Origin of the sequence: Scandinavium sp. M-37, from assembly GCF_043558715.1 — a bacterium.
GTDB classification, from domain to species: Bacteria; Pseudomonadota; Gammaproteobacteria; order Enterobacterales; family Enterobacteriaceae; genus Scandinavium; species Scandinavium vulneris_A.
Window position 1 is genome coordinate 59,525 of record NZ_JBIGIN010000017.1, and the last position, 13,086, is coordinate 72,610.

Sequence of the window (13,086 nt, forward strand, 5' to 3'; positions counted from 1 at the left end):
ACAGCATTCACGTCTCCCTCACTTTGCGTTGGTGGCAGCCTTAATCAAGGCAGCCTGATATCCCCTACTCTTTTTTACTCTCAGGCCGCCGGAAGGCGTCCACTCTGTCAACAGAACCGTCTCCGGGGCCACATACAGGAGCTTCTGATGACACACTCACTCTCTACACAGCACGTTATTTTGACCGGCGACCGTCCTACCGGGCAGCTGCATCTTGGCCATTACGCGGGCTCTTTGCGCCAGCGCGTCGAACTACAGGCCATACACCCACAGTACATTCTGATCGCCGATTTACAGGGCCTGACCGATAACGGCTCGCAGCCGGAAAAAATCGCCCGTAACGTGCTAGAAGTGATGGCCGATTATCTGGCGGTGGGAATTGATCCGCTGCGTACCACTATCTGCCTGCAATCGGCCCTGCCCGCGCTGGCGGAATTGACCATGCTGTATATGAACATCGTTACCGTCTCGCGGGTGGAACGTAATCCCACGGTAAAAAATGAGATCCAGCAGAAAGGCTTCTCCCGCTCGCTGCCCACCGGTTTCCTGGTCTATCCGATCAGTCAGGCGGCAGACATTACCGCGTTTGGAGCCGATCTGGTGCCGGTCGGCGACGATCAGCTACCCATGATTGAGCAAACCAATGAGATTGTGCATAAGATGAACAGCCTGCTGGATGCGCCGGTGCTGCGCCATTGCAAAGCGCTGCTGAGCGCCACCAGCCGCCTGCCGGGCATTGACGGTGCGGCCAAAATGTCGAAATCACTGGGCAATACGTTAACGCTTTCCGCCAGTGAAGAGGACATTCATCGGGCGGTCAGCGCGATGTACACCGATCCGGACCATCTGCGGATTAGCGACCCAGGTAAGATTGAAGGCAACGTCGTATTCACGTATCTCGATGCGTTCCATCCCGACAGCGATAAAGTCGCGGAGATGAAAGCGCACTATCAGCAAGGCGGCCTCGGCGACCGACAGTGCAAAAACGAGCTGGAGGATTGCCTGCAAACTCTGCTGGCCCCTGTGCGCGAACGTCGTCAGCGGTATATCGCCGATAAAGAGATGCTGATGGGATTGCTGAAGCAAGGCAGTGAAAAGGCGCATCAGCGCACGCAGGAAACGCTCGTGGCAGTCAAACGCGGGTTGGGATTACCGGTGATGTTCTGAGCGATGGTGCCCGGTGGCACTGTGTTTACCGGGCCTACAGTTAGGTCTGTAGGCCCGGATTTTTGCATTAACGAAGCATATTGCGAATCACATAGTGCAGGATGCCGTCATTCTGGTAGTAAGTCAGTTCGGTGGCGGTATCAATACGGCAACGACACTCAATCACGACCTTTTTACCGTCAGCGCGCGTCAGGGTCACCGGCACGCTAGCCCCTGGTTTCAGGCTTTGCAAATCGGTAATGTCTATCTGCTCTTCGCCCGTCAGCCCCAGCGTGTTACGCGTGGTGCCCTGCGGGAACTCCAGCGGTAAAATGCCCATTCCGATCAGGTTCGAACGGTGAATACGCTCGAACGATTCGGAAATAACCACCCGCACGCCCAACAGACGTGGGCCTTTCGCGGCCCAGTCACGGCTCGAGCCGGAACCGTACTCTTTCCCGGCGATCACCGCCAGCGGCGTGCCCTGCTCCTGGTAACGCATGGCCGCATCGTAAATCGAAATGACCTCTGATCCCGGCAGATGGCGCGTCATGCCGCCTTCCACGCCCGGCACCATTTCATTGCGGATACGGATGTTGGCAAAAGTCCCGCGCATCATGACTTCATGGTTACCGCGTCGTGAACCGTAGGAGTTGAAATCGCGACGCTCAACGCCGTGGTTTTGCAAATAGCGCCCCGCCGGGCTGTCTGCTTTGATATTGCCCGCCGGAGAGATATGGTCGGTGGTAACTGAATCCCCAAGCATCGCCAGAATACGCGCCCCGCGAATATCTTCCACCGGATCCGGCTCTACGCCCATGTCGTCGAAGAACGGTGACAGACGGATGTAAGTGGAATCCTGCTGCCAACCGTAGGTATCTGATTTGTCGACCTTAATGGCTTTCCACTCCGGCGTGCCTTCAAATACTTCGGCATACTCTTTGCGGAACATTTCGGTAGAGACTTCTTCTACCGCGCGAGCAATCTCTTTCCCGCTCGGCCAGATATCTTTCAAATACACCGGGTCGCCCTTTTGGTCGTGTCCCAGTGGATCGGTGAGCAGATTAATATTCATATTGCCCGCCAGCGCGTAGGCCACCACCAGCGGCGGCGAGGCCAGCCAGTTGGTTTTTACCAGCGGATGAATACGACCTTCGAAGTTACGGTTGCCGGAGAGCACCGCCCCTACGGTCAAGTCGCCTTTTTTAATCGCCGTTTCAATCGGGTCTGGCAGTGGACCCGAGTTACCGATACAGGTGGTACAGCCGTACCCCACCAGATTAAACCCCAGTTCATCGAGATACGGCGTCAGCTTAGCGTGAGCCAGATAATCCGACACCACTTTCGATCCTGGCGCTAGCGAGGCTTTTACCCACGGTTGGCGAACCAGCCCCAGCTTAACGGCTTTTTTCGCCAGCAAACCGGCGGCCATCAATACGCTTGGGTTTGAAGTGTTGGTACAGGAGGTGATCGCCGCGATAACCACGGCCCCGTCGGGCAACTGATACTGATGCCCGTTCAACGTATAGTCGACTGGATTACGGTCTTTTTGCGCGGTATTGAGTTCCAGTTCGGAACTCTGGGCAAAGGCTTTCGGCACATCGCCCAGCGCCACGCGGTCCTGCGGACGTTTTGGCCCGGCCAGACTGGCCTCAACCTCGTCCATGTCCAGTTCAAGGGTGCTGGTAAACACCGGTTCATCGCCGGTATTGCGCCACATCCCCTGGGCTTTGGCGTAGGTCTCCACCAGCTCGATTTGATCTTCACTGCGTCCACTGAGGCGCATGTATTCCAGCGTCACGCCATCGATCGGGAAGAAGCCGCAGGTTGCACCGTATTCCGGTGCCATATTGGCGATGGTGGCCCGGTCTGCCAGCGGCAGCGTGTCGAGTCCGTCGCCGTAGAATTCGACAAATTTTCCGACCACGCCGTGCTTTCGCAACATCTGGGTGACGGTCAATACCAGGTCAGTGGCGGTGATCCCTTCGCGTAGTTTGCCGGTCAGTTTAAAACCGACCACGTCCGGGATAAGCATTGAAACTGGCTGGCCGAGCATCGCCGCTTCCGCTTCAATCCCGCCGACGCCCCAACCGAGCACCCCGAGGCCGTTGATCATCGTGGTATGGGAGTCGGTGCCGACTAAGGTGTCCGGATAGGCAATCCATTCGCCATTTTGCAGTTCACTCCACACCGCTTTACCAAGATATTCCAGGTTGACCTGGTGGCAAATACCGGTACCCGGCGGCACGACGCTAAAGCGGCTGAACGCCTGTTGCCCCCAGCGCAAAAATGCATAGCGTTCGTGGTTACGCTCCATTTCAAGGCGCACGTTTTCACCAAACGCGTCGTCATCACCAAAGTGATCGACGGTCACCGAGTGGTCAATCACCAGGTCCACGGGCGAGAGCGGATTGACCTTTGCGGTATCGCCGCCGAGGCGTTTCACCGCCTCACGCATCGCCGCGAGATCAACCACTGCGGGCACGCCGGTGAAATCCTGCATCAGCACACGGGCCGGACGATAGGCTATTTCACGGTCAGCATGGGCATTTTTCAGCCACCCGGCCAGGGCGTGAATATCTTCTTCAGTAACGGAATCACCGTCCTGCCAGCGCAGCAGGTTTTCGAGCAGGACTTTGAGTGATTTAGGCAAACGGGTAAGATCGCCAAGGGTTTTGGCGGCCAGCGGCAGGCTATAATAGTGATACGTTTTGGCCTTGGCCTGTAGCGTGTCCTTACTGGCTTCTCGTAGGGTTGACGACATAGCTCCTCCTTTATGACAGGGATTGCGAGCCCTGAAACTCCTCAGGGTCTGTCTATAAAGATAACACAACCTCAACGTAACGCTTTGATAACAACCCGAATTGCTAAATGGACGATAAACGGGGCAGGTAAAAAAGGAAAACCCGACGTAAGCGTCGGGTTTGTCAGAGGATTATTTGATGAGCATCAAGACCAGCTGGCACCAGAAAAGGACTGAGAGTGAAAACGCCCCCATCCAGGCCCAGTATTTCGTGCTACGGTTCGTATTCATAATATAACACCAAATAGTTACTCATTTTTACTGCCCATTCAGGCAGCGCTCTTATTGCTGTGGTGTATTTATTAACGAGTACAAAACGGAAAGTACCAACAACTCACAGAAACAATCAAAGGGATGAATTAACGTTTTTTATTATCAGCATCAGCAAAGGAATCAATAAAATCCTGCTGCTGCGTTGTCAGTTTCCAGGATGCGGGAACGGTCGCCGTCGGCTTTTTGCGGCTCTGTGGTTTGTCATTTGACTGACATGTAGGCTTCACGGACACACTTTGACCAGAAACAACCATTTTTAACCCCAATATTTCCAGATGAGCACTGCAACCACTACCCAAAACAGCGCGGAGCCCAGGAATACCGCCAGCCAGGCTTTACGTTTCAGCTCAGCTTCCTTCTGCGGTTCTTCACGTCCTGAAGGCATTGCTAACCTCATACAATCGGTATCACTTATCAGTATTGCACCGAACAATCGGTACGATTAATCACCATTGAGATAAATCCTAATTAAAAAAGCGCCAAAAATCCAGCGATTTTACGAATCCTGACCCGTTGAATCTTCAATCTTTGACGGCAAATAAATAATTGACGAGTAAAATTTGCGTAGCAGCAAAATAGTTTCTACTTTTGTCGGCATTTAACAGGATAGTCAGGCGAAAAAGAACGTGGGGAGTGGCGACCAGAAAGGCAGTAAATGCAAATGAGGGAGATTTTAATTTACGTTAAGTGATCTATTTCACGATATCCCCCGGCTGGGGGATATCACTATTAATGACCCAGGAAACTATTTCTCGGGCAATTTGATATCTTTAAACATCTCTTCGATATCTTCATTAGAACGCAACGCCACGGCGGTATCCACCACATCACGGGTCAGATGCGGGGCAAAGCGCTGAATGAAATCATACATATAGCTGCGCAGGAAGGTGCTACGGCGGAACCCGATTTTGGTGGTACTGTGGCTGAAGATATCCCCTGCTTCGAGCTTAATCAGGTCCGGGTCGGAAATGGGATCAACCGCCATGCTGGCAATCACACCCACGCCTAAGCCCAGCCGGACGTAGGTTTTAATCACGTCGGCATCAGTGGCGGTGAATACGATCCGCGGCGTCAGCCCTGCACGGTTGAAGGCGGTATCCAGTTCGGAGCGGCCGGTAAAGCCAAAGGTATACGTTACCAGCGGATACTGTGCCAGTTCTTCAATAGTGACTGATCCTTTCCCTGCCAGAGGGTGATCCGGCGTCACCACAATCGAGCGGTTCCAGTGGTAGCACGGCAGCATCACCAGGTCATCGTAAAGATGCAGCGCTTCGGTGGCGATAGCAAAATCCGCATTCCCTTTGGAGACCGCCTCTGCGATTTGCGTCGGCGAACCCTGGTGCATATGCAGTGAGACGCGCGGATAACGCTCGATAAACCCTTTGATAACGCCTGGCAGCGCGTATCGGGCCTGCGTGTGAGTGGTGGCAACGTACAGCGAACCTTTGTCAGGCCAGGTGTGCTCCCCTGCTACCGACTTAATCGCATCCACTTTGGACAGCACTTCCCGCGCAATACGGATAATTTCCTGTCCGGCGGGCGTAACCTGCGTCAGGTGTTTTCCGCTGCGGGCGAAGATCTGAATACCCAACTCATCCTCGAGCATGCGAACCTGTTTACTGATGCCCGGCTGAGAGGTATATAGCCCTTCAGCAGTCGAGGAGACATTGAGGTTATGGTTCACAACCTCAACGATATAACGGAGTTGCTGTAGTTTCATGACCGGTATCCGATATGCGTATGGCACTGATGCCTAATACGATTTAATAATAAGAAATAGGTTAACTATAACCACTATATCATTTATACCGGATGTGTATAGATGGGATGAAAAAATAATAACGCAGGTGATTTCCCCTAAACAAAAGGGCCGCAGAGCGGCCCTTAGAGGATGATTCAGTGGTGCAAAAAAACGTTATTTTTTTGCGACTTCTTGCCACTTACCGTCGATGAAGAAGGCAGACCAGCCGGTCGCTTTACCGTCTTTTTCCGAAGCCACGTACTGCTGCTTGGTTTTACGGCTGAAACGCACCATGGTCTTGTTGCCCTGCGGGTCTTCCTGCGGGGCATCCGCCAAATAGCGCAGTTTTTCCGGCAGGCGATCGCGGAAGCGGTACAACTCTTCCACCAGCGGCGCTCGGGTCTCACGCGATTTCGGGAAGGTATTGGCGGCGAGGAACACCCCTGCCGCCCCGTCACGCAGAACGAAGTACGCGTCTGATTTCTCACACGGCAGTTCTGGCAGCGGAACCGGATCTTCTTTCGGCGGCGCGACTTCACCGTTACGCAGGATCTTACGGGTATTTTTACAGTCGTCGTTGGTGCACGCCATGTACTTACCAAAACGCCCCATTTTCAGGTGCATTTCAGAACCACACTTCTCACACTCAACGATAGGGCCGTCATACCCCTTGATACGGAACTCACCTTCTTCGATTTCGTAGCCGTCGCAGGTCGGGTTATTACCGCAGACATGCAGCTTGCGCTTCGGATCGATAAGATAGCTGTCCATCGCGGTGCCACACTTGGCACAACGGCGCTTAGCACGCAGCGCGTTGGTTTCCGCATCATCGCCTTCGAGCACGTTCAGCACTTCGTTTTCCGGCACCAGGTTAATGGTGGTTTTGCAACGCTCTTTCGGCGGTAACGCATAGCCGGAACAGCCCAGGAATACGCCGGTGCTGGCAGTACGAATGCCCATCTTACGACCACAGGTCGGGCAGTCGATGCTGGTGAGGATCATCGAGTTAGGCTGCATCCCGCCTTCTTCCGGATCCTTCTCAGCGGTTTCCAGCTGACGGGTAAAGTCGCCGAAGAAATCGTTCAGTACCTGTTTCCACTCGGCCTGATGATTCGCGACCTGGTCAAGGCTGCTCTCCATCTGCGCGGTGAAGTCGTAGTTCATCAGCTCGCGGAAGTTGGCTTCCAGACGATCGGTAACGATTTCGCCCATTTTCTCGGCGTAGAAACGACGGTTTTCCGAACGAACATAGCCGCGATCCTGAATGGTCGAAATGATCGACGCATAAGTAGACGGACGACCAATACCACGTTTTTCCAGTTCTTTAACCAATGACGCTTCGCTGAAACGCGCTGGCGGCTTGGTAAAGTGTTGCGCCGGAAGCAGCTCAACCAGTGACAGCTCTTCGCCTTTTTTCACCGGTGGCAGGGTGCGGTCTTCATCCCCTTTGCGCAACGCAGGCATGACTTTCGTCCAGCCGTCGAAACGCAGGGTACGGCCACGCGCTTTCAGTTTGAAATCACCCGCGCCAACGGTCAGCGTGGTGGAATCGTACTGCGCAGGTGTCATCTGACAGGCCACAAACTGACGCCAAATCAGCTGATACAGCTTCTGCGCGTCGGCTTCCATATCTTTCAGCGACTCCGCCAGCACCGCGACATCAGAAGGACGAATCGCTTCGTGCGCTTCCTGAGAGTTCTCTTTGCTGGTGTACTGATTGGCGTTTTCCGGCAGATATTTCTTGCCGAAGTTATCGCCAATGTAGTCGCGAACCATGTTCACCGCGTCCTGACTCAGGTTGGTAGAGTCAGTACGCATATAGGTGATGTAACCCGCTTCATACAGACGCTGAGCCATCATCATGGTTTTCTTCACGCCGTAACCGAGACGGGTACTTGCCGCCTGTTGCAGCGTGGAGGTAATGAACGGCGCGCCGGGCTTGCTGCTGGTTGGCTTATCTTCACGCTCAAGCACGGTGTAGCGTGCTTTTTCAAGCAGGCTAACGGCCGCCATGGTTTCGTCGCGGGTAACCGGACGGAACGGCTTGTCATTATGATGGCTGACTTCGAGCGGCAGCGCCTCACCTGACGGCGTGGAGGTATTGGCGTCAATTTCCCAGAACTCTTCCGGGACGAACGCTTTAATTTCACGCTCACGCTCGACCACCAGACGCACCGCAACCGACTGCACGCGTCCCGCAGACAGGCCACGGGCGATTTTTTTCCACAGCAGCGGAGAAACCATGTAACCCACCACGCGATCGACAAAGCGACGCGCCTGCTGAGCGTTAACACGGTCAATGTTCAGTTCGCCCGGCGTGTCAAACGCCTGACGAATCGCATTCTTGGTTATCTCGTTAAACACCACGCGGCTATAGCGCGAGTCATCACCGCCTATCACTTCCCGCAGGTGCCATGCAATGGCTTCCCCTTCGCGGTCAAGGTCGGTTGCGAGATAGATGTGGTCAGCTTTTTCGGCTAACTGTTTGAGTTCAGCGACAACCTTTTCTTTTCCTGGCAGCACTTCATACTGGGCAGCCCAGTCGTGCCACGGATCCACGCCCATGCGGTTGACCAGCGCGCCGCGCTCATCTTTTTTCGGCTTTTTGGCCGGTTTGGCGGCGGTAGAGTCAGCGCTCTTTTTGCTTGCTGAGCCACTTGTCGGCAGATCGCGGATATGACCCACGCTGGATTTAACCACGTAGTCATTACCCAGATACTTATTGATCGTTTTGGCTTTTGCCGGGGACTCAACGATAACGAGAGCTTTACCCATATTCACCTTTACCTAATTTGATTCTTCCAGGAATACACACCCATCCCAAAAGGATGCGGCGCATATATCGCACTTGAATTCACCTTCCACTGGCGACGTGCCTAAATCTTGTGGCGGCGTCAATGGATATCAACCCCTTCTCTGGCCTGGCCCCAGAAGCCTGAGTCAGAGGATTGAGTTTGCTGGCCTTTTCCTGCCAGGTGGTATAGCACGAAGAATTTTCGGTCGAATGTCAAGCAAATCTGTTGCCAGATTGCGAAAGCGTCACACTGTACCTGATAAAATCCGTTACGCAACTTTATTAGCATGCAAAAGCAATTCCTGCCAGCAGACGGCCCTGCGCGATGTCCTTGTCTTTCACAGGGAAAATTTGCCCGTACGGCACACGCGGCGTAGACTATTGGCAGTGTTTTAGAGGAGTCAGAGATGCAAGAACCATCCCAACCAATTGACAAGCAGTCCCTACTGGCAGAAGCCAACCGCCTGATTCGTGACCACGACGACACCATGAAAGGTATCGAGGCCACCGACGTCACACAGCGTAACGGCGTGCTGGTCTTCAGCGGCGAATTCTATCTCGATGAGCAAGGTTTACCGACGGCAAAAAGCACGGCGGTATTCAATATGTTCAAATATCTCGCTCACCAGCTGTCAGAAAAATACCACCTGGTAGATTAAAAAAATGCGAGGCTTCGGCCTCGCATTTCGTTTACATCATTGGTTTTTGCCCACGCTGCCACCAGCGCATCAGCAAATGGTCAGCGCTTTCGGCGGCGCTACCGGTAAAACGGTCCATCAGTTTCTTGCGTTGCAGATAACGTACGTTCAGCACCTCGTGACCATCCATCAGCCCCAGCAGCAGATCGTCACTGGTGCCGATCTCATCGACCAGTCCTTTTTCCTGCGCCTGCTGTCCGTACCAATGTTCGCCGGTCGCCACCTGTTCAATGTCCAGTTGCGGACGCATTTGATGCACAAAGTCCTTAAACAGATGATGCGTCTCGTTGAGGTCTTCGCGGAATTTCTGCCGCCCTTCTTCGGTATTCTCACCGAGCAGCGTCAAGGTGCGCTTATATTGCCCCGCAGTGTGCAGCTCGATGTCGATGTCCTTGTTTTTCAGGAATCGGTTAAAGTTTGGGATTTGCGCCACTACGCCTATCGAACCGATAATCGCAAAGGGTGCGGAGACAATTCGATTGCCGACGCAGGCCATCATGTAGCCGCCGCTGGCCGCGACTTTATCGACCGCGATGGTCAGCGGGATATTTTTATCGCGCAGGCGCTGGAGCTGCGACGCCGCCAGACCGTAGCCGTGTACCACGCCGCCAGGGCTTTCCAGACGCAGCACCACCTGATCCTGCGGCTTAATCACCGCCAGCACCGCCGTCACTTCTTCACGCAGCGCAGTCACCTCATGGGCGTCCATACTGCCTTTGAAATCCAGCACCCAGACTTTCGGTTTATCACCTGGCGCTGTCACCCCCTTCTTCGCATTGGCTTTGGCATTTTTTGCTTCAAGCTTGTGCTTTTTCTTCTGCGCTTTGTGCCAGAGTTTTTGTTGCGGGCCATCCAGCAGCGCCACGCTCATGTCGTCCTGCATCTCTTTATATTGTTCACTGAGATTGGTGATCCGCAGCTCTCCGCGCTGCCGCTTACGTCGGGTAAGATTCACGATAAGCGTAGCAACCACCGCAATCGCGACCACAATCGTGGCGATTTTCGCCAAAAACAACCCATATTGAGAAAGTAGTTCCACGCTTCCACCTTGAAAAGAATCACTCGGTTATCGCACACAGTGTACAACAGCCCAAACGGTGCGTCTCCCGCCTGAATTGTACGCTGCGAGCACGCTTCCCGTATTTTCTCCGTCAATGAAATGATTGCAAAATGTTAATTCTGAACAGGCTTTCCGCCTGGCTGATTGAAATACCTCGCCGTTTAGGGCATAAAGCCGAAAAGCGAACAAACAGAAACAGAACAGTAACGTGGCGCAACGAAGCGCTACAGGAGACAGGCCGTGCATTATCAACCACAGCGTGATTTGCTACAAAACCGCATCATTCTGGTCACAGGGGCAAGTGATGGTATCGGACGCGAAGCCGCCCTGACCTACGCCCGCTATGGCGCGAGCGTCATCCTTGTCGGCCGCAACGAAGACAAACTGCGGGCCGTCGCCCAGCAGATCCAACAGGAAGGCGGCATTGCGTCGCAGTGGTTTATTCTCGATTTACTCACCTGTACGCCAGAGGCATGTCAGCAGTTGGCGCAGAAAATCAGCATTCATTATCCACGTCTCGATGGCGTGCTGCATAACGCCGGGCTGTTAGGGGATGTTGTGCCAATGGATCAGCAAAAAATTGATGTCTGGCAGGATGTGATGCAGGTCAACGTCAACGGGACGTTCATGCTCACCCAGGCACTTCTTCCTTTATTACTCAAGTCTGATTCCGGCTCGCTGGTCTTCACCTCCTCCAGCGTGGGACAGCAAGGGCGTGCCAACTGGGGCGCCTATGCGGTGTCAAAATTCGCCACCGAGGGCATGATGCAGGTACTGGCGGAAGAGTATCAGGGCCAGCTGCGGGTCAACTGCATTAACCCAGGCGGCACCCGCACCGGGATGCGCGCCAGCGCGTTCCCGACGGAAGATCCGCAGAAACTGAAAACCCCTGCCGATATCATGCCGCTGTATCTGTGGCTGATGGGCGACGACAGCCGTCGCAAAACCGGGACCACCTTTGATGCCCAGCCGGGCCGTAAACCAGGAATTTCGCAATGAGTGACTCCCGTCATCAGGAACGCCAGCAGCGACTGAAAGAGAAAGTAGACGCCCGCGTGGCCGAGGCCCAGGAGGAGCGCGGCATTCTGCTGGTGCTCACCGGAAACGGTAAAGGAAAAACCACCGCGGCGTTTGGCACAGCCACGCGCGCCGTCGGTCACGGTAAGAAAGTCGGGGTCATCCAGTTTATCAAAGGCGAATGGCCTAACGGCGAGCGCAACCTGCTGGAGCCGCACGGCGTCGAATTTCAGGTGATGGCCACCGGATTTACATGGAATACGCAGGATAAAGAAGGCGATACCGCCGCCTGTCTGTCGGTCTGGCAACATGCGAAGCGCATGATGGCGGACGACACGCTGGATATGGTTATCCTCGACGAGCTGACCTATATGGTGGCCTACGACTATTTACCGCTGGAAGTGGTGCTAACCGCGCTGCGTGCGCGCCCGGCACACCAGACGGTGATCATCACTGGTCGCGGCTGTCATCGGGATATTCTGGAGATGGCGGATACGGTGAGCGAACTGCGCCCGGTGAAGCACGCCTTTGATGCGGGCATTAAAGCCCAACTGGGTATCGACTATTAAAAAAGGCCCCGAGGGGCCTTTTCGTATTACGAACCGCTGCCGTTGTTACGGCTGCTGGAGCGGCGCGCGCTGCCACCGCCCTTCGGCTTGGCGGGTTTAGCGCCCACCTGAGTGTGGCGTTTCACCGCGCGGCGGATCTGGTTCGCCTTCATGCGACGACGATCTTTCTCCACCGCCACTTTTGATTCGGTTTCCGGCTTCAGCTCTACCAGTTCACGCAGGTAGTTGGTCTGGGCCAAATCCAGTTCGGTGTAACCGCCGCGTGGCAGGCCTTTCGGCAGGGGGATATCGCCGTAGCGGACACGGATCAGACGGCTCACCTGCACGCCAACCGCTTCCCACAGACGACGCACTTCGCGGTTACGCCCTTCGGTCAGGGTCACGTTGTACCACTGGTTAATGCCTTCCCCACCGGTAAATTTGATGGTTTTGAACGCCGCCGGGCCATCTTCCAGCTGCACGCCACGCGACAGCTGACGGACTTTGTTGTCGTCGACTTCACCAAACACGCGCACGGCGTATTCACGCTCAACTTCACGGCTCGGGTGCATCAGACGATTCGCCAGCTCACCGTCGGTGGTAAACAGCAACAGACCGCAGGTGTTCACGTCCAGACGCCCTACGGCAATCCAGCGCGCCCCGCGCAGTTTAGGCAGACGGTCAAATACCGTCGGACGCCCTTCCGGGTCGCTGCGGGTACACAATTCGCCTTCTGGCTTGTAATACGCCAGCACGCGACAAATCTGTTCCACGGACTCTTTAACGGAAATCAGGTGTCCGTCGATACGAATTTTAAGCCCGGGGATAACTTCAACACGATCGCCCAGCGTGGCGACTTTGCCATCAACGCTGACGCGACCTGCCTGAATCATAGTTTCGATTTCACGGCGGGAGCCGTGGCCGGCGCGGGCCAGCACTTTCTGTAATTTCTCGCTCATCGAGCATCCTTTAGGTGTCGCCTTCCCAGGCGTCTGGTATACATGCA

The 13,086-nt window shown here is 54.6% G+C and carries 11 protein-coding genes; 4 read left to right on the forward strand and 7 right to left on the reverse strand.

Annotated features, from left to right (window positions below; translation table 11 throughout):
• Nucleotides 1-147: 147 nt before the first annotated feature.
• Nucleotides 148-1,167 (forward strand): tryptophan--tRNA ligase, encoded by a 1,020-nt coding sequence (trpS, locus tag ACG0Z5_RS13890; RefSeq protein WP_394448173.1) that lies wholly within the window; start codon nucleotides 148-150, stop codon nucleotides 1,165-1,167.
• A 67-nt stretch (nucleotides 1,168-1,234) separates the two neighbouring features.
• Here trpS and acnA read toward each other — a convergent pair whose 3' ends face one another.
• The 5 genes from acnA to topA all read right to left on the reverse strand — a co-directional run bounded on the left by acnA (nucleotide 1,235) and on the right by topA (nucleotide 8,738).
• Nucleotides 1,235-3,910, reverse strand: coding sequence for an aconitate hydratase AcnA (gene acnA, locus ACG0Z5_RS13895; RefSeq protein ID WP_394448175.1), 2,676 nt, complete (start codon nucleotides 3,908-3,910; stop codon nucleotides 1,235-1,237).
• Nucleotides 3,911-4,081: 171 nt separating this feature from the next.
• The gene (gene ymiC / locus ACG0Z5_RS13900; RefSeq protein WP_319630125.1) at nucleotides 4,082-4,180 is read right to left on the reverse strand and encodes a small membrane protein YmiC; all 99 of its coding nucleotides are present in this window, start codon (nucleotides 4,178-4,180) and stop codon (nucleotides 4,082-4,084) included.
• A gap of 298 nt (nucleotides 4,181-4,478) precedes the next feature.
• The gene (locus ACG0Z5_RS13905) at nucleotides 4,479-4,619 is read right to left on the reverse strand and encodes a YmiA family putative membrane protein (protein WP_394448177.1); all 141 of its coding nucleotides are present in this window, start codon (nucleotides 4,617-4,619) and stop codon (nucleotides 4,479-4,481) included.
• Nucleotides 4,620-4,967: 348 nt separating this feature from the next.
• Nucleotides 4,968-5,942: an HTH-type transcriptional regulator CysB gene (cysB, locus tag ACG0Z5_RS13910; RefSeq protein ID WP_394448179.1), complete on the reverse strand. Its 975-nt coding sequence runs from the start codon at nucleotides 5,940-5,942 to the stop codon at nucleotides 4,968-4,970.
• Nucleotides 5,943-6,137: 195 nt separating this feature from the next.
• Entirely contained in the window at nucleotides 6,138-8,738 is a 2,601-nt protein-coding gene (gene topA / locus ACG0Z5_RS13915) for a type I DNA topoisomerase (RefSeq protein ID WP_394448181.1), read from the reverse strand.
• Nucleotides 8,739-9,164: 426 nt separating this feature from the next.
• On the opposite strand from topA, the gene ACG0Z5_RS13920 reads away from it, so the two are divergent.
• Entirely contained in the window at nucleotides 9,165-9,416 is a 252-nt protein-coding gene (locus ACG0Z5_RS13920) for a YciN family protein (protein ID WP_319630122.1), read from the forward strand.
• Between the two features lie 31 nt (nucleotides 9,417-9,447).
• On the opposite strand, the gene sohB is transcribed toward ACG0Z5_RS13920, so the two are convergent.
• Nucleotides 9,448-10,494, reverse strand: a complete 1,047-nt coding sequence (gene sohB / locus ACG0Z5_RS13925; protein WP_394448183.1) for a protease SohB — start codon at nucleotides 10,492-10,494, stop codon at nucleotides 9,448-9,450.
• A gap of 261 nt (nucleotides 10,495-10,755) precedes the next feature.
• Between sohB and ACG0Z5_RS13930 the strand changes: the two genes are divergently transcribed.
• A complete protein-coding gene (locus ACG0Z5_RS13930) occupies nucleotides 10,756-11,514 on the forward strand; it encodes a YciK family oxidoreductase (protein ID WP_394448185.1) in 759 nt (252 codons plus the stop codon).
• Complete coding sequence (cobO, locus tag ACG0Z5_RS13935) at nucleotides 11,511-12,101, forward strand: cob(I)yrinic acid a,c-diamide adenosyltransferase (protein ID WP_394448187.1); 591 nt, start codon at nucleotides 11,511-11,513, stop codon at nucleotides 12,099-12,101. Before ACG0Z5_RS13930 ends, cobO begins: the two co-directional genes overlap by 4 nt.
• A 26-nt stretch (nucleotides 12,102-12,127) precedes the next feature.
• Here the strand turns inward: cobO and rluB are convergent, their stop codons facing one another.
• Nucleotides 12,128-13,039 carry a 23S rRNA pseudouridine(2605) synthase RluB gene (gene rluB, locus ACG0Z5_RS13940; RefSeq protein WP_319630118.1) on the reverse strand — a complete coding sequence of 304 codons (912 nt, stop codon included), beginning with the start codon at nucleotides 13,037-13,039 and terminating at the stop codon, nucleotides 12,128-12,130.
• Between the last annotated feature and the right edge of the window lie 47 nt (nucleotides 13,040-13,086).

What these genes read in the sequence shown, in the direction of transcription:
- trpS (WP_394448173.1), top strand. Translation starts at nt 148, where the DNA reads ATGACACACTCACTCTCTACACAGCACGTTATTTTGACCGGCGACCGT.
- acnA (WP_394448175.1), bottom strand. Translation starts at nt 3,910, where the DNA reads ATGTCGTCAACCCTACGAGAAGCCAGTAAGGACACGCTACAGGCCAAG.
- ymiC (WP_319630125.1), bottom strand. Translation starts at nt 4,180, where the DNA reads ATGAATACGAACCGTAGCACGAAATACTGGGCCTGGATGGGGGCGTTT.
- ACG0Z5_RS13905 (WP_394448177.1), bottom strand. Translation starts at nt 4,619, where the DNA reads ATGAGGTTAGCAATGCCTTCAGGACGTGAAGAACCGCAGAAGGAAGCT.
- cysB (WP_394448179.1), bottom strand. Translation starts at nt 5,942, where the DNA reads ATGAAACTACAGCAACTCCGTTATATCGTTGAGGTTGTGAACCATAAC.
- topA (WP_394448181.1), bottom strand. Translation starts at nt 8,738, where the DNA reads ATGGGTAAAGCTCTCGTTATCGTTGAGTCCCCGGCAAAAGCCAAAACG.
- ACG0Z5_RS13920 (WP_319630122.1), top strand. Translation starts at nt 9,165, where the DNA reads ATGCAAGAACCATCCCAACCAATTGACAAGCAGTCCCTACTGGCAGAA.
- cobO (WP_394448187.1), top strand. Translation starts at nt 11,511, where the DNA reads ATGAGTGACTCCCGTCATCAGGAACGCCAGCAGCGACTGAAAGAGAAA.
- rluB (WP_319630118.1), bottom strand. Translation starts at nt 13,039, where the DNA reads ATGAGCGAGAAATTACAGAAAGTGCTGGCCCGCGCCGGCCACGGCTCC.